This window comes from Streptomyces sp. NPDC050504 (assembly GCF_044458065.1).
GTDB lineage: Bacteria > Actinomycetota > Actinomycetes > Streptomycetales > Streptomycetaceae > Streptomyces.
The window spans coordinates 219,669-237,401 of the sequence record NZ_JBITHO010000005.1 but is presented as its reverse complement, the minus strand read 5'-3'; the positions used below and the strand labels follow the sequence as shown (position 1 = coordinate 237,401).

Genomic DNA, 17,733 nt, shown 5'->3' with positions numbered 1-17,733 from the left:
GCACGGCACCGCACCTTCCCCTCTGCGGGGCGCCCCGTGAGCGCCGCCCTCGCCCGGAGCGTCAGCGACCTCGTGGGGATCCGGGCCCGGCAGCCCGAGGCCATCGCCGACGCCGCCGCCCGGCGCGCGCGGCGCCCCTTCCTCGGCGACCGGGGCCGCCTCCTCGTGCTCGCCGCCGACCACCCGGGCCGCGGCGCCCTCGCCGTGGGGGACCGGCGGCTCGCCATGGCCAACCGGGCCGACCTCCTGGAGCGGCTCTGCCTCGCGCTGGAGCGCCCAGGCGTGGACGGCGTCCTCGCCACCGCCGACATCCTGGAGGACCTGCTCCTCCTCGGCGCGCTCGAAGGGCGCCTCGCCCTCGGGTCGATGAACCGCGGCGGCCTCGCCGGGGCCGCCTTCGAGCTGGACGACCGGTTCACCGGGTACCGCGCCCAGGACCTCGCGCGCCTCGGCTTCGACGCGGGCAAGCTCCTGCTGCGCATCGACTACGACGACCCGGGCTCCCTGGAGACCCTGCACTCCGCCGCGCGCGTCATCGACGCGATGGCCGCCGCCCGCCTCCCGGTCCTCGTCGAGCCGTTCGTCTGCCGCAGGGACGGGGGCGGGCGGCTGCGCACCGACCTGTCGGCCGACGCCGTCGCCCGCTCGATCGGCATCGCGTCCGGGCTCGCCGGCACCTCCGCGTACACCTGGCTCAAGGTCCCCGTCACCGAGGACCCCGACGACATGGCGCGGGCCCTGGAAGCCTCGACGCTGCCCGCCGTGCTGCTCGGCGGCGAGGTGGGGGCCGACCAGGACGCGGTGTACGAGAAGTGGCGGAAGTCCCTGCGGCTGCCGACGGTTCAGGGTCTAGTGGTGGGGCGCTCGTTGCTCTACCCGCCCGACGGCGACGTCGTGGCCGCCGTCGACACCGCCGTCGGGCTGCTCTAGTGGAAGCAGCAGGAGGATCAGGCATGGAACAGCAGCGCCATCTGCCCGCGGGCACCGCCCGCAGCGGACCGTACGCCCTGGACGTCGACCCCAAGCGCGCGGGCTGGACGCACTGCGCCCTGCGCGTGCTCGACCTCGCCCCCGGCGAGTCCCACTCGTTCGCCACGGGCGACAGCGAGTGGATCGTGTTGCCCCTGGGAGGTGGTTGTACGGTGCACGTAGAGGGGGAGTTCTTCGAACTCCAGGGCAGGCCGAGCCCCTTCACGGACGTCACCGACTTCGTCTACCTCCCCCGGGACGCCCACGCCCAGATCGCCTCCGGCGCGGGAGGCCGCTTCGCTTTGGCAGGAGCGAAGTGCGAGCGACGACTCCCCGCTCGCTACGGCCCCGCGCCGGAGGTACCCGTCGAGCTGCGCGGCGCGGGCACCTGCTCGCGCCAGGTCAACAACTTCGCCGCGGCCGACTCCTTCGCGTGCGACCGCCTCATCGCGGTCGAGGTGCTGACCCCGGGCGGCAACTGGTCCTCCTACCCGCCGCACAAGCACGACGAGCACGAGCCGGGCGCCGAGTCCGAGCTGGAGGAGATCTACTACTTCGAGGTCGAGGGCGACGGGCTCGGCTACCACCGCGTCTCGCCGTCCCGCGACGGCGGCACGGACGTCGTCGCCGAGGTCACCACGGGCGACGCGGTGCTCGTGCCCGACGGCTGGCACGGACCCTCCATCGCCCCGCCCGGCCGCGCCATGTACTACCTCAACGTCATGGCCGGGCCGGGCGCCGAGCGCGAGTGGCTGATCCGCGACCACCCCGAGCACGGCTGGATCCGGGAGGCGTGGGCCGGACAGGACGTCGATCCGCGCCTTCCGCTGTACGGGGCGGGGGAGGCGCGGTGAGCACGGGCAAGGCCCGGCGCCTCACCACCGCGCAGGCCCTGATCGCCTTCCTCGCCCGGCAGTTCACCGAGCGCGACGGCGAGCGCCGCCGCCTGATCACCGCGACCTGGGGCATCTTCGGGCACGGCAACGTCGCCGGGATCGGCCAGGCCCTCGTCGAGCACGCCGACGAGATGCCCTACCTCCAGGGCCGCAACGAACAGGCCATGGTGCACGCCGCCGTCGGCTACGCCCGGCAGAGCGAGCGGCTGTCCGCGCACGCCGTCACCACCTCCATCGGGCCCGGCGCCACCAACCTCGTCACCGGCGCCGCGCTCGCCACCGTCAACCGCCTCCCCGTCCTGCTGCTGCCCGGCGACGTCTTCGCGGGCAGGCCCGCCGACCCGGTGCTCCAGCAGCTCGAAGTGCCCGGCGCGGGCGACGTGTCGGTCAACGACGCACTGCGCCCCGTGTCGAAGTACTTCGACCGGATCACCCGCCCCGAGCAGCTGATCCCCGCCGCGCTCGCCGCGCTGCGCGTGCTCACCGACCCCGTCGACACCGGCGCGGTGACCCTCGCGCTGCCGCAGGACGTGCAGGCGGAGGCGTACGACTGGCCCGAGGAGTTCTTCAGGGAGCGCGTCTGGCGGGTGCGCCGCCCCGCGCCCGACCCGGCCGAACTCGCGGACGCGGCCGCCGCGCTGCGCACCGCGCGGCGCCCGCTGATCGTGGCGGGCGGCGGGGTGCGCTACAGCGGCGCGGAGAACGCGCTGCGGGCGCTGGCCGACGCGAGCGGCATCCCGGTCGCCGCCACCCAGGCGGGCAAGGGCGCGCTGCCCCACGGCCACCCGGCCGACGTCGGCGGCATCGGCCACACCGGCACCGCGACCGCCGACGCACTGGCCCGCACCGCCGACGTGGTGCTCGGCGTCGGCACCCGCTGGACCGACTTCACCACCGCGTCCGCCACCCTCTTCCAGCACCCCGGCGTCCGCTTCGTCAACCTCAACGTCGCCCCCGCCGACGCCGCCAAGCTCGCGGGACTGCCGCTCGTCGCCGACGCCAGGACCGGCCTCGAAGCGCTCGCCGACGCCCTCGAAGGGGTGCGCGTCGAGGCCTCGTACGCGACGGAGTACACCGACGGCAAGGAGGCCTGGGAGCACCGGGTGAGTGCCGCCTTCACCCCGGCCGACGACTCCGCGCGCCCCACCCAGGCCCAGGTGCTCGGCGCACTCGACACCTTGGTCACCGGGGACGACATCCTGATCAACGCGGCCGGTTCGCTCCCCGGCGACCTGCACAAACTGTGGCGCCCGCGCTCCCGCGACCAGTACCACGTCGAGTACGGGTACTCCTGCATGGGCTACGAGATCCCCGCCGCCATCGGCGTGGCGCTCGCCGCCCCCGGCCGCCCCGTCTGGGCGCTCGTCGGCGACGGGACGTACCTGATGAACCCCACCGAGATCGTCACCGCCGTCCGCGAGGGGATCCCCATCAAGGTGGTGATCGTCCAGAACCACGGGTACGCGTCCATCGGCGGGCTCTCCGAGTCGGTCGGCGCCGAGCGGCTGGGCACCGCCTACCGGACGCACGGCGGGGACCCGCTGCCCGTCGACCTGGCCGCCAACGCGGCCTCGCTCGGGATGCGGATGCTGCGCGCGAAAACCGTGCGTGACCTGCGGGAAGCGTTGGCCGTCGCACGTGAGTCGACCGTTCCCACAGGTGTCTACACGGAGACCGAAACGGCAGACACAGTGTCGGGCGCGCCCCCCGCGCAGGCGTGGTGGGATGTTCCGGTGGCCGAGACCGCGACCCGCTCGCCTGCGGTCGAGGCCCGCGCAGAGTACGACCGGCACGTCACTGCCCGGCGCCGCCACCTGTAGAGGAGCACGTACGTCATGACGAAGACCGTCAACCACTGGATCGGCGGGAAGACCGTCGAGGGCGCGTCCGGCAACTGGGGCCCGGTGACGGACCCGGCGACGGGCGAGGTCACCACGCGCGTCGCGCTCGCCTCCACCGAGGAGGTCGGCGCCGCCGTCGCCGCCGCCAGGGCCGCGTACGCGACCTGGGGCACCTCCTCGCTGGCCGCCCGCACCGCCGTGCTGTTCAAGTACCGCGCGCTGCTGGACGCCCACCGCGACGAGATCGCCGAGCTGATCACCGCCGAGCACGGCAAGGTGCACTCCGACGCGCTGGGCGAGGTCGCCCGCGGCCTGGAGATCGTCGAGCTGGCCTGCGGGATCACCACGCAGCTCAAGGGCGAGCTGTCCACGCAGGTCTCCAACCGCGTGGACGTCTCCTCGATCCGGCAGCCGCTGGGCGTCGTCGCGGGCATCACGCCGTTCAACTTCCCCGCGATGGTGCCGATGTGGATGTTCCCGCTGGCCGTCGCCTGCGGCAACACCTTCGTGCTCAAGCCCAGCGAGAAGGACCCGTCGGCGGCCGTGCGGCTGGCGGAGCTGGCCGCGGAGGCCGGTCTGCCGGACGGCGTGCTGAACGTCGTGCACGGCGACAAGGTCGCGGTCGACGCGCTCCTGGCGCACCCGGACGTGGCGGCGGTCTCCTTCGTGGGCTCCACCCCCATCGCCCGCTACATCCACACCACCGCCTCCGCCAACGGCAAGCGCGTGCAGGCGCTGGGCGGCGCCAAGAACCACATGCTGGTCCTGCCGGACGCCGACCTGGACGCGGCGGCCGACGCGGCGGTCTCGGCGGCGTACGGCTCCGCGGGCGAGCGCTGCATGGCCATCTCGGCCGTCGTGGCGGTCGGTTCGGCCGGCGACGCGCTGGTCGAGAAGATCGCCGAGCGCGCGCGGGCCATCAAGATCGGCCCCGGCAACGACCCGGCGTCCGAGATGGGCCCGCTGATCACCGCCGCCCACCGCGACAAGGTCGCCTCCTACGTCACGGGCGCCGCCGCCCAGGGCGCGAAGGTCGTGCTCGACGGCACCGGCTACACCGTCGAGGGCCACGAGAACGGCCACTGGATCGGCCTCTCGCTGCTGGACGAGGTCTCCACGGACTCCGACGCGTACCGCGACGAGATCTTCGGCCCGGTGCTGTGCGTGCTGCGCGTGGAGTCGTACGAGGAGGGCCTGGCCCTCATCAACGCCTCGCCGTTCGGCAACGGCACCGCGATCTTCACCCGGGACGGCGGCGCGGCGCGCCGCTTCAACCTGGAGGTCGAGGCGGGCATGGTCGGCATCAACGTGCCGATCCCGGTGCCGGTGGGCTACCACTCCTTCGGTGGCTGGAAGGACTCGCTCTTCGGCGACCACCACATCTACGGCAACGACGGCATCCACTTCTACACGCGCGGCAAGGTCACCACGACCCGCTGGCCCGACCCGGCCGACGCCCCCGCAGGCGTGGACCTGGGCTTCCCGCGCAACCACTGACGCGCAACGGCGAAGGGGCCCCGCTGGCTTCGGCCGGCGGGGCCTTACTCGCACCAGCCGGTCTATGCGAGTACGTGACTAGACGCTCGCCGCTCTTGTGGCGAGGGCAGGACGCTCCGTAGCTTGCTGCTCACACGGACCGGAGGGGGTCTCAGTGGACGAACTGCGCGTGATCGCTGGCGGGCCGTGCAGGAGCGGCGACGAAGACGATCGGTGCGGGAATGGTGATTGCCCGACCGTGTACGAGACGCCGGACCCCGCGATGTTGGCGATTCAGGGCTACGACGTGGTGCACCAGACGCCCGAGGGCGAGTCGGTCGTACTCATCCCCGAAGAGATCCTGAAGGAGGCCGCGCGTGCCCGAGGCTGGCTCTAGCCCGATCTACCTGGACGGCGACGAGTGGCAGTCGTACTTCCGGGACTTCAAGCGCTCCGCTTTCCGTCTGGAGGTCCACCAGACCTACACCATGCCTGCCGAGGCTGAGACGGTTCGCGGGTTCCTCGCGGGTGAGCAGATGCCGGAGGGCTTCAACGTCCAGTGGCACGACCTGATCCGCGACCACGCCACGGCCGGGCGCAGGATGACGCGGGCCAAGATCGTGCGTCGTCCGCTCACGGACTACAGCCGCTACCTCTTCGAGTGGTGCATCCCCGGCAACGTCTCGGCCGGAGAGGGCTACCAGATAGTGGATGTGACCGAGAGGCCGAATTCAGGAATCCCTGAGCAGGATTTCTGGCTCTTCGACGAGACCACTGTGGTCCACCTGAACTACCGTTCCGACGGGACGCAGATAAACCGCGAACTGATCCAGAACCCCGACATCGGCAAATATCTTGCCTGGCGGGACCTGGCACTTGAAAGCGCAGTCCCATTCGGTGCCTATCGAACCTGAGACACAAGCGCAGGAGCGTAGAGATTTGGCGGGGGCTCTTCGAAGCCTCCGCCGCGCTGCTGGTTTGAGCGGCGAACGCCTCGCGCTTCGCTGCAACATGAGTCAGACAAAGATCAGCCGCATTGAGACCGGACGGGCGTTGCCGACCGTCCTCGATGTTGAACGCATCCTCAAAGCCCTAGATGTGCCGGTCGAAGTTTCGGAAGAGATGCTTCGGCTCGCCCGCAGAGCTAATGTCGACTACGCCTCTTGGCGCGCGTACGCGCGGTTCGGGCTCCATCACAAACAAGCCGAGCTGAAGGCTCTCGAATCCTCGTCGCGGGTGATGCGGTACTTCCTGCCTGCGATCCCTACTGGCCTGCTGCACGTTTGGGACTATGCGGTAGCCACCCTGTCGCCCACCGTCGACGGCGACCCCGCACGTGACGTGATTAGGGCCGTCAACGCACGCATGGAGCGGCAGAGGCTCTTGGATGACGCGTCCCGCTCGTTCTTCTTCCTGATGACCGAGCAGGCTGTCAGGTGGCAGCGTGCGGCACCTGAGGTCATGGCCGCGCAGTGCGCGCATATGGCCGAGGTGAACGAGAAGGCGAATGTTCAGCTCGGCATCATTCCGCAGCCGGCCCGGGTTCCGGGCACACCCATGAACATCTTCGTCGTATATGACGACCGGCTTGTCACGATCGAACTCTTTTCCGGGGAAGTGGTGCTGCGTGATCCTCGTGATGTCATCCACCACCTGAACCTGTTCGACTTGTTCTGGTCGCACGCTCTGACCGGTGAGGCCGCTTCCGTGTTCCTCAATGAGGCGGCATCCGAGTTTATGCGTCAACGTAACTGACGCTTCCAATGGTTCCGTTGGGCTCGGATGATGGATTCATGGCGAGCGAACAGGAACGCACCGGCCGGCGACTCGGCCTCATTTCGAGCCGCAAGGCATACCTGAGTAAGAACGGGAACGTTCACGTTCCTATGTGGATTGCCCGAAATGGGGAACACGTCACCGGCACCGAAATGGTGCTCCTGCCCTCCGGGGCCGAGCTGCTGCAAGAACAGCTCGCCGAGGCTTCGGGGGCTCCTCGCTCGCTGTTCCACGCGCTGTTCAGGGCAAGGGGCCCTGCGACAGCTGACGCAGCCATCAGGAAGGCACACCCATGACCGACCTGTACGACCTCCCCACGCCCGAAACCGCCGTCTTCAACAAGGCGTGCGGCGGCAGTACCCACCCCGACGGCGAGGCGTGCGCCACCCTCGCCAAGATCGGCCCCGACGCCTGGGCCCTGGGTGACAGCAAGCGCCCGGACGTGGCGCCGCTGCGGTTCACCACGGCGGAGCTGGACGCGGCCGGTATCGACCCGGCCCGCTTCACGGTCTCTGCCTGACCGCTCCTTCGGCCCCGTCTCGCCCCCTCCGGCGCGGGCCGGGGCCGGCTGGCCCCCACCGTTCTCAACTCCACGAACAGGAAGCCGAGTTGCACCAGCACGGATACATGTGGCTGGGGGAAAAGAAGCAGTTCGACAAGGAGGGGCACAGGCGGCCACCGCACCCGGACCCACCGCCCACACCCACCGGCGCGGACGACACGAACGGCCACAAGCTCACCCAGCGGTACACGGAGGCGGCGGAGGAGTTCCGTAAGGGGGACCTGCCTCCCATCCAGACGGCGCACTGGCTCATGAAGCCGCCCCAGCGCATCCGGGGGACGTGGGAGCACCCGGAGCAGGCTGCGGAATGGCTCGGTGAGCGTCTGACCGAGTACGTCCCGCGCTTCCGCTCCCAGAGCGACCAGGACAGTACGACGTCGGCGCTCCACGTGTCCGAGGCAACCGAACGGCTGTCGTGGGGTGGCGACGTCTCCCTCGGCTTCTACGTGGGGCAGAGCCAGTTTCTGAGCCTGGCTCTGGTCACCTGCCGCAACAGGATGGAGCCAGAGCTACCGTGCCCGGCCTCGGCATAGCGGGCTCACAGTCCGCCGAAGCGCCTGCGGTCGTCCTGGGGCATGTCTCTCTCGGCCGGGCCCCCGATCCGCGACCGGATCGGGGGCCCCTTCCGTGCGCTCAGCGCGTCACTGGGCGTCGACCCAGCTCAGTTTGTGCGCGTACAGCACGCGGGCGCAGAGCGAGCCGCACGGTGTGTTCACCGGGTCGTTCGCGTTGACCGCGTACTTGCTGTGTTCGGAGACCGACCACAGGCGGTCGGCGCCGCGCTCGATGTAGAGGTCCTCGGGGCCCGTCGCCGTCTCGATCGGCTTCGGGTTCTCGACGAGCCTGCCCGAGTCGTCCAGGTGCGCGCGCCACAGGTAGCCGTTCTTGGCCACGCCCCTGCTCTCGTTGTAGTAGAACTTGCCGCCGCTGACGGCAAGGCCCTGGAGGCCGGGCCTGGGCAGGAAGTTGGCCCAGCCCTGGGCCTTCGCCTCGCCGCTGCGCGCCTCCAGGTCCGCGACCTTGTACGAGGCGACGCGTCCGGTGGACTTGTAGTCCCCGTAGGGGCGGCAGTACTCGCCCATGACCAGCCGGTCGGGCTCGGTGCTGCGGTCGAGCGAGAGGTACGAGGCCTTGGGCGCGTTCACGTCCGTGCAGGCGTACTTGAGCTTGTCGCCGTCCTTGGCCGACGGGTTCTGCTGCGGTGCCTTGAACTTCCAGGCGGCGACCTGCGGCATGACGTAGCGGTAGCCGAAGCTGTACCAGACGTTGTCGTGGCGGCCGACCTTCGTCTTGTCCTCGGTGTTGGCCTTCGTCTTCACGCCGTCGGTGTCGGCGCCCACCGCGTCGTGCGTGGCGGGGTCGCCGTCCGGGTCCAGGTCCATGATCCTGCGCATGTCGAAGACGCGGATGCCGTTGCGGGTGTCGGCGAGGTACAGGAAGTTGCCGTACCAGACCATGCCCCCGGCGTGGACGCCCTTCTGGAGGGTCTTCTCGGAGGCGTGCACGGCGTCGAAGGAGATGTGGTCCGCGCCGTTCTCGTACGCCCAGGCCAGCAGGACGTGGCGGTAGGCCGTCTCGACGCGGCCGGTGACCGGGTTGGGGCGGGTGTGGACGAAGGAGACGCGGACGCCCTTCTGGTTGCAGGCGTCCTGCTTCTCCAGCTCGTCCGGGTTGCAGTCGCCCTTGCCGTTGTCGTTGCTGTCGCGGCCCGGGTCCCAGCCGTCGTACGAGGCGAAGAGCTGGATGTCCTTCGCCGCGCCCCAGTCCTCCTCCTGCCGCGCGTCGGAGACCCCGGTGACGGCCTGGGGTATCCACTCGCGGCTCTTGGCGTCGTCCTCCTTGAGGCAGTACTTGACGTCGGGCCGGGGCGCCGAGCCGAACGGGTCCTCGGGGTCGTCGCACCAGGGCCGGGCCGTGCGGTTGGCCGACGCGAGGATGTTCTGCACGCCCAGCTTGGGCAGTACGGCGTCGAGCCGGTCGACGCGCCTGGTGGTCTCGGCGTTCATGGCGCCCGCCTGGAGCGTGAACCCGGCGGGGTCGGCCTTGGCGCCGGGGCCGGGGAACGCGGCCGCGGGCGCGGGCGGCGCCTCGGCGGTCAGCGGGTCCTGGACCCAGGAGTCGGCGCCCGCGCCCGGCGGGGGCGGGTCGTCGGCCCGCGCGGGCAGGGAGAGGCCGGTGGCCGTCAGCGCGGCGGCCGCGGTGACGGAGAGCCAGGCGGCGCGCGTGCGGCGGAGCGAAGTGCGCTTGCTGCGGGACAAGGGGCGGGCCTTCCGTTGCGTCCGTGGGGGGAAGTGGACACGGTTCCAGAACTCGCGTGCGGCATGCAAGGAGTTTCGAAACGGGCGGTTGGCCCCTGACGTGCCCTTAACGGGCCTTTTCGGCCGGGGAGTTCGCGGCCGCGCAGACCGGACGCGTCCGTGCCGCGTACGACCGCGCCCCCACCAGCAGGCTCCCGCCCAGCCCACCGAACGCCAGCCCGCCGAACAGGACCATCCAGGTCAGGCCCGCCGGGCTGAAGCCCTCCTGGGCCTCGAACGCGGGGATCGCGCCCGTCGCGCTCAGCGCCGCCCCGATCGTCAGCAGCGTCCCGTACGCCGCGAGCGGCACGCCCACCAGCCACGCCGGGACCAGCGGCAGCAGCCTCGGCACCCGCGTGCCCGACAGCGGGAGCGTCCAGCGCGGGAACACCGCGCCCCAGCGGTGCACGAGACCCAGCGCCAGGAACACCCCCAGGGCCGCCGCGAGCACCGTCACGTCGACGCCCGCCGACGCCAGCGACCGGGCGGCGTCCGACCCCCGCTCGCCCGAGGCCGCCCACTCCTCGGCCGTGACGCCCAGCGCGTCGCCGCCCAGCGTCCACCAGGTCTTGACCGCGGACCACGGCAGCAGCCCGCACAGCAGCGCGTACGCCGCGACCAGCGTCCCGCGCGGCGCGTCCGCCCGCTCCGGATGGATCAACGCGCCCGTGCCGGTGCCCTGGTGCGCGGCGCCGCAGCGCGGGCAGCGGCCCAGGCCCCGGCGGCGGTGCACGAGCAGCGTCGGCAGCACCAGACAGGCGCCGGCCGAGTAGAGCGCGACGTGCGCGAGCCCCGTCGCGCTCTCCACGCCGCCGCCCGACAGCAGGGTCACCAAGTACGCGGGCAGCCCTATCACGTTGACCGCGCAGACCGCGAGCGTCAGCACCAGCCCGGCGGTCACCGCACCGCGCCCGCCGGGGGAGCGCGGGTGCGGCACGGAGGCCGCCGCGCCCGCGGCGAGCAGCGCCAGGGCGGCGTAACACACCTGGATGTCCGCCGGGTACGGGGCGTCGGGGCGCCACGGCACGGCGGTGCCCGTCACCGCCCAGCCGCCTTGCGTCAGCGCGCACAGCAGACCCCAGACGGCGGCGGCGTGCGGCACCCGGTGCGGCCAGCGGCCCCGCCGGGACTCCGGGGCGGCCGTCGGCGGAGGGGCTTCGCCGGGCGTCGAGGCGTGCGTCAGGGTCTCCATGCCCCCAGGCTGGCCCGGGTCGGGGCCCGCCACATCCACCGCGTGAACCAGCCGCCTCCGCCGTGCGGCGGAGGCGTTCGAACGCGACCGGAGCCGCCCGAGCCCCTTCCGCCCCAGCTCAACACCGCCGTCACTGAAACACCTTCGCCTCCGAACCGGTGAATTCAATCAGCCGTACGAGTGAGTTCGAGTGACTACCCAGAGTGATCGACGCGAAGCTCTCCGTGTGCACGGGAGGTCAGGACCCGGGCACGTCGTTCCACGACGAGAAGGAGCTTTCCCATGCGCATTCGCCGTTCCCTGCCGGTCGTCCTCGGCGCCGCCACCCTGCTGCTCGGACTCTCGGCCACCGCGTCGGCCGCGCCGTCCCCCGTGGACTCGGCCAGGAACCCGTGCGGATTCTTCGAGACGTCCAGCGACGCCTACTACAACCACTGCACGAGCGACGGCTCGCACATCCTGATCGAGATCGACGACTGGGGCCCCAACACCGTCCAGTGCGTCGGCCCCGGCACCACCTGGATCGGCGAGGCGGGCGACGTCGACGGCGCCTGGTACATCGGCCGCACCTGCTGAACGGCGGGCCGGGCCCGGGGCGTTCCGCCCCCGGGCCCGGCCCGTGTCCGACGGCGGCCGGGCCCTCCGTATCCTGTCCCGCATGCTGATCAGGGACGCCGTCGCCGACGACTGGGACGCCATCTGGCCGTTCTTCCACGAGATCGTCGCCGCGGGCGAGACGCTCACCTATCCGACCGACCTCGGCCGGGAGGAGGCGCGCGGCTGGTGGTACCTCGCGGCCCCCGACCGCACCGTCGTCGCCGTCGACGAGGAGACCGGCGCGGTCCTGGGCACCGCCAAGATGAACCGCAACCACCAGGGCAACGGCTCCCACATCGCCAGCGCCACCTACCTCGTCGACCCGGCCCGCTCGGGCAGGGGCGTGGGCCGCGCGCTCGTGGCGCACACGGTCGACTGGGCGCGGGCGTCCGGCTACCGCGCCATGCAGTTCAACGCGGTCGTCGCGTCGAACACCCGGGCCGTGAAGCTGTACGAGTCCCTGGGCTTCGAGATCATCGGCACGCTGCCCGAGGGCTTCAACCACCCCGTGCACGGCTACGTCGACGTGCACGGGATGCACCTGAAGCTCTAGGACCTCTGCTTCTTCTGCTTCTTTCGGGCACCGGCTCTCAGGACAGGTCGATGCCCGCCGCCTTCAGCGCGCCCGTGACCGCGCCCCAGTCCTCCGGGTCGAGCGGCGGCGTCGCGTCCACGGCGAGCCGCTTGTCCTTGAACCCGCTCGACGTCGACACGCACACCACGGGCCCTTCGGCCAGCAGCCGCGGCAGGCCGGGCAGCCGCCGCAGCCCCGCGAGGCCCGCCGCGCCCGACAGCTCCGCCCAGAGCCCGGCCCCCGTCAGCTCCGCCTGCGCCGCGCGCATCTCCTCGTCCGTGACCAGCAGCGCGTCCCCGCCGCTGCGGGACACCGCGAGCGTCCCCCGGTAGCCGCCGACCGCGCAGGAGATGCCGTACGCGTCGGTGGGCCCGACCTCCACGGTCGCCGCTGGCGCCCCCGAGCGCACCGCGGCCGCCAGCGGACCGCCCGCCGCGGGCTCGCAGCCGTACAGCTTCGGCGCGCGCTCCGCGACGCCCAGGCGCACCAGCTCGTCGAAGCCCTTCCAGATCCCGAAGAGCAGCTCGCCGTAGCCGGTCGGCACGAACACCGCGGCCGGGACCCGGCCCAGGTCCGCGAACAGCTCGTACGCGAGGGTCTTGTAGCCCTCCGCGCCGAAGGCGTGCCCGGTGTGGGCGCTCGGGGTGAGGTTGCTGACCGGGTGGTAGCCCAGGCGCTCGTTGATCCGGCGCATCAGCGGCCAGCGGGCGGGCTCGGGGACCGTCAGCACGGCGGCGCCGTACGCCCGGAAGAACGCCTCCATCGCGGGCGGCGCCCCAGCGGAGCCCAGCACCACGCACGACAGGCCCGCGCGCGCCGAGTACGCGGCGGCCGACGCCGCGTGGTTGCCGGACGAGGCGACGATGACGCCGGGCGCGCCCGCGCCGACCGCCGCGCTCACCGTGATCCGGTTCAGCCGGTCCTTGTGGCTCCACGTCGGATTGCGGGACTCGTCCTTGACGTACACGCCGTCGGCGAGCGGGACCAGCGGGGTGCCGCCCTCCGCGAGGCCCGGCGCGCGCAGCGGCGGCAGCAGCGGCGCCCAGCGCTCGTGGCCCCGCACGCCGGGCGGCGGTGGCGCGGTGAACAGGTCCGCGGGGACCTCGTCGTAGGCGTAGTCCACCTCGGCGGGGAACGCCGTCACCGGGGTGCTGGTGACCGGGCAGCCCTCGGTCAGCGGGGGCCAGAGCGGGTACGTGACGGAGGGGTCGCGCAGCGAGCGCTGGGCCGTGGCCAGGGACGGCCCGGCCGCCTTTACCGCCGCGCGCCCGGTGGTCGGCTCCCGCTGTTCTGCCTGCCGCATCAGTTGAACTCCCAGGTGATCGTGGCGAACCGTTCGTCGTCCTTGCCGCCGGCCGCCCGGTACGTCGCCAGCGCCGCCGTGTTGGCCGGGTCCACGCCGACCCACATGTCGTAGCAGCCGCGTTCCCTCGCGACCGTCTCCAGCGCCTCGCAGAGCGCCCGGCCCACGCCGCGCCGACGGTGCTCCTCGTCGACCGACAGTTCGTACAGGCACATCTCCGTGCCCTTGTCCGGGTGGACCATCTCGACGCCCGACACGAAGCCGACGGGGCGGCCGTCCGTGTAGGCGATCAGCATCAGGTGGCCGTCGGCGGCGAGGAACCTCTCGGCCCATTCGGGGCGCGCCGGGCCGTCGTAGAGGTGACCGGCCGCGGTGAGTTCGGTGACCGTCGTGGCTCGGCGGATCTCCATGCGTGGGGTCCTTCCTCGGAGGCGGTCGTACCGCGTCCGCAGTACGGTCCGCGGGCCCCGTACTTCCCGGGGAGGCCGGTGGGTTCCGTCTCGCGGCAGTCTAGGAGGCGCGGGGGGCCGCATAGGGTTCGTTCATGGAGAACTCCCTTCGCAGGCCGCGCGGCTCGCTGCGCGGGCGCCTTCGCGGGCGCCTTCGCGGACGGCCGCGCGGGCGCCTGCTCGCGGGTCTCGTCGTGGGCGTCGTGCTCGTGGCGGGCGGCGGCACGTGGGCCGCGGTCGCCGACGACAGCGGGCCCCCGGTGCGGCGGCTGGACCGGACCGCCGTGATGGCCGACGGGGTGCGGATCGACACCTCGTACTTCACCGCGGGCGGCGCAGGGCGCAGGCCCGCCGTCCTCGTCGGGCACGGCTTCGGGGGCTCCAAGGACGACGTGCGCGAGCAGGCCCAGGCGCTGGCCCGCTCCGGGTACGCGGTGCTGACCTGGTCGGCGCGGGGGTTCGGGGCGTCCGGCGGGACGATCGGGCTGAACGCGCCCGACCGCGAGGTGCGGGACGTCTCCGCGCTCGTCGACTGGCTCGCGGAGCGGCCCGAGGTGCGGCTCGACAAGGCGGGCGATCCGCGCGTGGGCGTGACCGGGGCGTCGTACGGGGGCGCGATCTCGCTGCTCGCGGCGGGGCACGACGCGCGGGTCGACGCGATCGCTCCGCGCGTGACGTACTGGGACCTCGGGGAGGCGATGTTCCCCGGCGGGGTGTTCAAGAAGCTGTGGGCGGGGCTCCTCTTCACGGCCGGCGGAGCGCTCGACGCGGGTGCGGGCACGGGTGCGGGTACGGGGGAGGCGCCCGAGGGCGCGGGCGCCCCGGGCGAACGGCAGGGCGGGGGCGGGTCCGCTCGCGCGGGTTCCGCCGCGCCCACCCGTTCCGCCCCCGCGCAACGCCCGCCCACTGCGGGGGCCTGCGGGCGGTTCGCGGCCGACCTCTGCGCCATGTACCAGCGCGTCGCCGTCTCCGGGAAGCCCGACGCCGCCGCGTACGACATGCTGCGCGAGCGCAGCCCCGTCGCCGTCGCGTCGCGCCTCAAGGTGCCCGCGCTCGTCGTCCAGGGGCAGCGCGACTCGCTCTTCCCGCTCGGGCACGCCGACGCGGCGGCCGCCGCGCTCAAGGCGAACGGCGCGCCCGTCGCCGTCGACTGGATCGCGGGCGGCCACGACGGCGGCGACAACGAGGACTCCCGGATCGAGAAGCGCGTCACGCGCTGGTTCGACCGGTACCTGAAGGACGACGACGGCGCCGACACCGGGCCCGCCTTCCGCGTCAGCCGCACCGGCGGCGTCGACTCCACCGACGGCGCCGCCGTGCTGCGCGGCGCGGACGGCGCGAGCTACCCGGGGCTCGCGGCGGGGCGGCGGAAGGTCGAACTGACCGGCCGGGCGCAGACGTTCCACAACCCGGCGGGCGCGGGACCGCCCGCGATCTCCACCGTGCCCGGCGTCGGCGGCGGCCTCGCCCAGCTGTCCTCGCTCGGCGTCGGCCTCTTTGTCGACTTCCCCGGCCAGTACGGCGCCTTCACCTCGGAGCCGCTCGCCGCTTCGACCCGCGTCACCGGCTCGCCCACCGTGCGCCTGAAGGTCACCGCGCCCGGCGGCGACGCCGTGCTCTTCGGGAAGCTGTACGACGTCGGGCCCGACGGGCGCTCCCAGGTCCTGCCCGCCCAGCTCGTCGCGCCGGTCAGGGTCCGGGGCGCGCGGGACGGCGAGGACGTCGCGCTCACGCTGCCCGCGATCGACCACGAGGTGGCCGCGGGCCACCGGCTGCGCCTGGTCGTCGCCGCCACCGACCTCGGCTACGCGTCCCCGGCCGCCCCCGCCCCGTACACCGTGGCCCTGGCGTCCCCGCTGTCCGTGCCCACCGCGCCCGGCGTCCGCACGGCCGCCGCCCCGCTGCCCGCCTGGGTGTGGGGGCTGCCGCTGGCCGCCGCAGTCGTCGCGGCCGCGCTGCTGCTCTCCGCGCGGCGCCGCGCCGCGACCCCGGCGCCCGACCCGGAGCTGGCCGGAGTGCCGCTCCAGATCACCGGCCTGAGCAAGAAGTACGCGAGGTCCGCCGACCGGTACGCCGTGCGCGACCTGTCCTTCCGCGTCGAGAAGGGCCAGGTGCTCGGGCTGCTCGGGCCCAACGGCGCGGGCAAGACGACCACGCTGCGCATGCTGATGGGCCTCATCGCGCCCGACGACGGCGGGATCCGGGTCTTCGGCCACGCGATCCGCCCCGGCGCGCCCGTCCTCTCGCGGGTCGGCGCGTTCGTGGAGGGCGCGGGCTTCCTGCCGCACCTCAGCGGGCGGGAGAACCTGGACCTGTACTGGCGCGCGACCGGCCGCCCCGCCGAGGACTCGCACGTCGAGGAGGCCCTGGAGATCGCCGGGCTCGGCACGGCCCTGGAGCGCGCGGTGCGCACGTACTCCCAGGGCATGCGCCAGCGCCTGGCCATCGCGCAGGCCATGCTCGGCCTGCCCGACCTGCTGATCCTCGACGAGCCGACCAACGGCCTCGACCCGCCGCAGATCCGCGAGATGCGGGACGTGATGATCCGGTACGCGGCGGGCGGCCGCACCGTCATCGTCTCCAGCCACCTCCTCGCCGAGGTCGAGCAGTCCTGCACGCACCTGGTCGTGATGGACCGGGGCCGCCTCGTCCAGGCCGGGCCCGTCGCCGAGATCACCGGGGAGGGCAGCGCGCTGCTCGTCACCACCGCGGAGCCCGTCGGGGACGCCGTGGTCGAGAAGATCGCCGCGCTGCCCGGCATCGGCTCGGCGACCCGGGGCGACGAGGGCCTGCTGGTGCGGCTGGACGGGGCGAGCGCGAGCACGCTCATCGCCGAACTGGTCCGCCTCGACGTCCCGTTGACCGGTGTGGGCCCGCACCGCCGCCTGGAGGACGCGTTCCTCACCCTGATCGGAGGCACCCCCGCATGACGACGACCCGGGAGACGCCGAGGGAGGCCGCCCAGGCGCCCGGCTACCGCGCCGGGCACACCCTGCCGCTGCGGGTGGAGGCACTGCGCCAGCTGGGGCGCAGGCGCACGCTGGTGATGGGCGCGGTCCTCGCCGCCCTGCCGTTCGTGCTGCTGATCGCCTTCGCGGTGGGCGGCGAGCCGGGCGGCAGGAACGACCGGATCACCCTGATGGACACCGCGACCGCGACCGGCGCCAACTTCGCCGCGACCTGCCTGCTGGTCTCCTCCGGGTTCCTGCTGGTCATCCCGGTCGCGCTGTTCTGCGGGGACACCGTGGCCGCGGAGGCGGGCTGGTCGTCGCTGCGCTACCTGCTGGCCGCGCCCGTGCCCAGGGCCAGGCTGCTGGCGTCCAAGCTGGTGGTGGCGCTGGGCTTCGGCCTCGCCGCGATGGTGCTGCTGCCGGTCGTGGGGCTCGCGGTGGGCACGGCCGCGTACGGCTGGGGGCCGCTGGAGCTGCCGACCGGCGGCACGCTGCCCGCCTCGGACACCGTGCCGCGCCTGGCGCTCGCCGTCGCCTTCGTGTTCGTCTCCCAACTCGTCACGGCCGGGCTGGCGTTCTGGCTGTCCACCAAGACGGACGCGCCGCTGGGCGCGGTCGGCGGCGCGGTCGGCCTGACGATCGTCGGCAACGTCCTGGACGCGGTGACCGCGCTCGGCGACTGGCGCGAATTCCTGCCCGCGCACTGGCAGTTCGCCTGGGCGGACGCGCTCCAGCCGCAGCTGGAGTGGGGCGGGATGGCCAAGGGCGCCTCGGTCTCCGTGGCGTACGCGCTGGTGCTGTTCGCGCTGGCCTTCCGGGGGTTCGGCCGCAAGGACATCGTGTCCTGACG

The 17,733-nt window shown here is 73.0% G+C and carries 18 protein-coding genes; 14 read left to right on the top strand and 4 right to left on the bottom strand.

Annotated features, from left to right (window positions below; translation table 11 throughout):
* Positions 1-36: 36 nt before the first annotated feature.
* The 10 genes from ACIBNE_RS20015 (at position 37) to ACIBNE_RS19970 (ending at position 8,053) form a co-directional block, all read left to right on the top strand.
* Positions 37-930 carry a deoxyribose-phosphate aldolase gene (locus ACIBNE_RS20015; RefSeq protein ID WP_399273304.1) on the top strand — a complete coding sequence of 298 codons (894 nt, stop codon included), beginning with the start codon at positions 37-39 and terminating at the stop codon, positions 928-930.
* Between the two features lie 23 nt (positions 931-953).
* Positions 954-1,823 carry a 5-deoxy-glucuronate isomerase gene (iolB, locus tag ACIBNE_RS20010; protein ID WP_399273303.1) on the top strand — a complete coding sequence of 290 codons (870 nt, stop codon included), beginning with the start codon at positions 954-956 and terminating at the stop codon, positions 1,821-1,823.
* Positions 1,820-3,685 (top strand): 3D-(3,5/4)-trihydroxycyclohexane-1,2-dione acylhydrolase (decyclizing), encoded by a 1,866-nt coding sequence (iolD, locus tag ACIBNE_RS20005; protein ID WP_399273301.1) that lies wholly within the window; start codon positions 1,820-1,822, stop codon positions 3,683-3,685. The genes iolB and iolD overlap by 4 nt, the downstream gene beginning before the upstream one ends.
* A 15-nt stretch (positions 3,686-3,700) precedes the next feature.
* The gene (locus tag ACIBNE_RS20000) at positions 3,701-5,203 is read left to right on the top strand and encodes a CoA-acylating methylmalonate-semialdehyde dehydrogenase (RefSeq protein ID WP_399273300.1); all 1,503 of its coding nucleotides are present in this window, start codon (positions 3,701-3,703) and stop codon (positions 5,201-5,203) included.
* 154 nt (positions 5,204-5,357) lie between these two features.
* Positions 5,358-5,579 (top strand): hypothetical protein, encoded by a 222-nt coding sequence (locus ACIBNE_RS19995; protein ID WP_399273298.1) that lies wholly within the window; start codon positions 5,358-5,360, stop codon positions 5,577-5,579.
* Positions 5,560-6,096, top strand: coding sequence for a DUF6879 family protein (locus tag ACIBNE_RS19990; protein ID WP_399273296.1), 537 nt, complete (start codon positions 5,560-5,562; stop codon positions 6,094-6,096). Before ACIBNE_RS19995 ends, ACIBNE_RS19990 begins: the two co-directional genes overlap by 20 nt.
* On the top strand, positions 6,080-6,937 hold the full coding sequence (locus ACIBNE_RS19985; protein WP_399274230.1) for a helix-turn-helix domain-containing protein: 858 nt from the start codon (positions 6,080-6,082) through the stop codon (positions 6,935-6,937). Before ACIBNE_RS19990 ends, ACIBNE_RS19985 begins: the two co-directional genes overlap by 17 nt.
* Before the next feature lie 38 nt (positions 6,938-6,975).
* The gene (locus ACIBNE_RS19980; protein WP_399273294.1) at positions 6,976-7,254 is read left to right on the top strand and encodes a hypothetical protein; all 279 of its coding nucleotides are present in this window, start codon (positions 6,976-6,978) and stop codon (positions 7,252-7,254) included.
* Entirely contained in the window at positions 7,251-7,478 is a 228-nt protein-coding gene (locus ACIBNE_RS19975; RefSeq protein ID WP_399273293.1) for a DUF397 domain-containing protein, read from the top strand. Before ACIBNE_RS19980 ends, ACIBNE_RS19975 begins: the two co-directional genes overlap by 4 nt.
* Before the next feature lie 107 nt (positions 7,479-7,585).
* Positions 7,586-8,053, top strand: a complete 468-nt coding sequence (locus tag ACIBNE_RS19970; RefSeq protein WP_399273291.1) for a hypothetical protein — start codon at positions 7,586-7,588, stop codon at positions 8,051-8,053.
* A 108-nt stretch (positions 8,054-8,161) separates the two neighbouring features.
* Here the strand turns inward: ACIBNE_RS19970 and ACIBNE_RS19965 are convergent, their stop codons facing one another.
* Both ACIBNE_RS19965 and ACIBNE_RS19960 read right to left on the bottom strand, forming a co-directional pair.
* On the bottom strand, positions 8,162-9,778 hold the full coding sequence (locus ACIBNE_RS19965; protein ID WP_399273289.1) for a hypothetical protein: 1,617 nt from the start codon (positions 9,776-9,778) through the stop codon (positions 8,162-8,164).
* Between the two features lie 106 nt (positions 9,779-9,884).
* Positions 9,885-11,009: a hypothetical protein gene (locus ACIBNE_RS19960; RefSeq protein WP_399273287.1), complete on the bottom strand. Its 1,125-nt coding sequence runs from the start codon at positions 11,007-11,009 to the stop codon at positions 9,885-9,887.
* A gap of 282 nt (positions 11,010-11,291) precedes the next feature.
* Here ACIBNE_RS19960 and ACIBNE_RS19955 point away from each other — a divergent pair, with 282 nt between their 5' ends.
* Positions 11,292-11,585, top strand: coding sequence for a DUF6355 family natural product biosynthesis protein (locus tag ACIBNE_RS19955; protein ID WP_399273285.1), 294 nt, complete (start codon positions 11,292-11,294; stop codon positions 11,583-11,585).
* An 82-nt stretch (positions 11,586-11,667) separates the two neighbouring features.
* The gene (locus ACIBNE_RS19950; RefSeq protein WP_399273283.1) at positions 11,668-12,159 is read left to right on the top strand and encodes a GNAT family N-acetyltransferase; all 492 of its coding nucleotides are present in this window, start codon (positions 11,668-11,670) and stop codon (positions 12,157-12,159) included.
* A gap of 37 nt (positions 12,160-12,196) precedes the next feature.
* Here ACIBNE_RS19950 and ACIBNE_RS19945 read toward each other — a convergent pair whose 3' ends face one another.
* Together ACIBNE_RS19945 and ACIBNE_RS19940 are read right to left on the bottom strand one after the other, a co-directional pair.
* Entirely contained in the window at positions 12,197-13,483 is a 1,287-nt protein-coding gene (locus ACIBNE_RS19945) for a pyridoxal-phosphate dependent enzyme (protein ID WP_399273281.1), read from the bottom strand.
* Entirely contained in the window at positions 13,483-13,893 is a 411-nt protein-coding gene (locus ACIBNE_RS19940; RefSeq protein ID WP_399273279.1) for a GNAT family N-acetyltransferase, read from the bottom strand. Before ACIBNE_RS19940 ends, ACIBNE_RS19945 begins: the two co-directional genes overlap by 1 nt.
* A 134-nt stretch (positions 13,894-14,027) precedes the next feature.
* On the opposite strand from ACIBNE_RS19940, the gene ACIBNE_RS19935 reads away from it, so the two are divergent.
* Positions 14,028-16,862 (top strand): alpha/beta fold hydrolase, encoded by a 2,835-nt coding sequence (locus ACIBNE_RS19935; RefSeq protein WP_399273276.1) that lies wholly within the window; start codon positions 14,028-14,030, stop codon positions 16,860-16,862.
* Positions 16,859-17,731, top strand: a complete 873-nt coding sequence (locus tag ACIBNE_RS19930) for an ABC transporter permease (protein WP_399273274.1) — start codon at positions 16,859-16,861, stop codon at positions 17,729-17,731. The genes ACIBNE_RS19935 and ACIBNE_RS19930 overlap by 4 nt, the downstream gene beginning before the upstream one ends.
* Positions 17,732-17,733 lie beyond the last annotated feature (2 nt).

Excerpts from the sequence above, each read along its gene's own strand:
- iolB (WP_399273303.1), top strand. The coding sequence starts at position 954 with ATGGAACAGCAGCGCCATCTGCCCGCGGGCACCGCCCGCAGCGGACCG.
- ACIBNE_RS20000 (WP_399273300.1), top strand. The coding sequence starts at position 3,701 with ATGACGAAGACCGTCAACCACTGGATCGGCGGGAAGACCGTCGAGGGC.
- ACIBNE_RS19980 (WP_399273294.1), top strand. The coding sequence starts at position 6,976 with ATGGCGAGCGAACAGGAACGCACCGGCCGGCGACTCGGCCTCATTTCG.
- ACIBNE_RS19975 (WP_399273293.1), top strand. The coding sequence starts at position 7,251 with ATGACCGACCTGTACGACCTCCCCACGCCCGAAACCGCCGTCTTCAAC.
- ACIBNE_RS19970 (WP_399273291.1), top strand. The coding sequence starts at position 7,586 with ATGTGGCTGGGGGAAAAGAAGCAGTTCGACAAGGAGGGGCACAGGCGG.
- ACIBNE_RS19960 (WP_399273287.1), bottom strand. The coding sequence starts at position 11,009 with ATGGAGACCCTGACGCACGCCTCGACGCCCGGCGAAGCCCCTCCGCCG.
- ACIBNE_RS19955 (WP_399273285.1), top strand. The coding sequence starts at position 11,292 with ATGCGCATTCGCCGTTCCCTGCCGGTCGTCCTCGGCGCCGCCACCCTG.
- ACIBNE_RS19950 (WP_399273283.1), top strand. The coding sequence starts at position 11,668 with ATGCTGATCAGGGACGCCGTCGCCGACGACTGGGACGCCATCTGGCCG.
- ACIBNE_RS19945 (WP_399273281.1), bottom strand. The coding sequence starts at position 13,483 with ATGCGGCAGGCAGAACAGCGGGAGCCGACCACCGGGCGCGCGGCGGTA.
- ACIBNE_RS19940 (WP_399273279.1), bottom strand. The coding sequence starts at position 13,893 with ATGGAGATCCGCCGAGCCACGACGGTCACCGAACTCACCGCGGCCGGT.
- ACIBNE_RS19935 (WP_399273276.1), top strand. The coding sequence starts at position 14,028 with ATGGAGAACTCCCTTCGCAGGCCGCGCGGCTCGCTGCGCGGGCGCCTT.
- ACIBNE_RS19930 (WP_399273274.1), top strand. The coding sequence starts at position 16,859 with ATGACGACGACCCGGGAGACGCCGAGGGAGGCCGCCCAGGCGCCCGGC.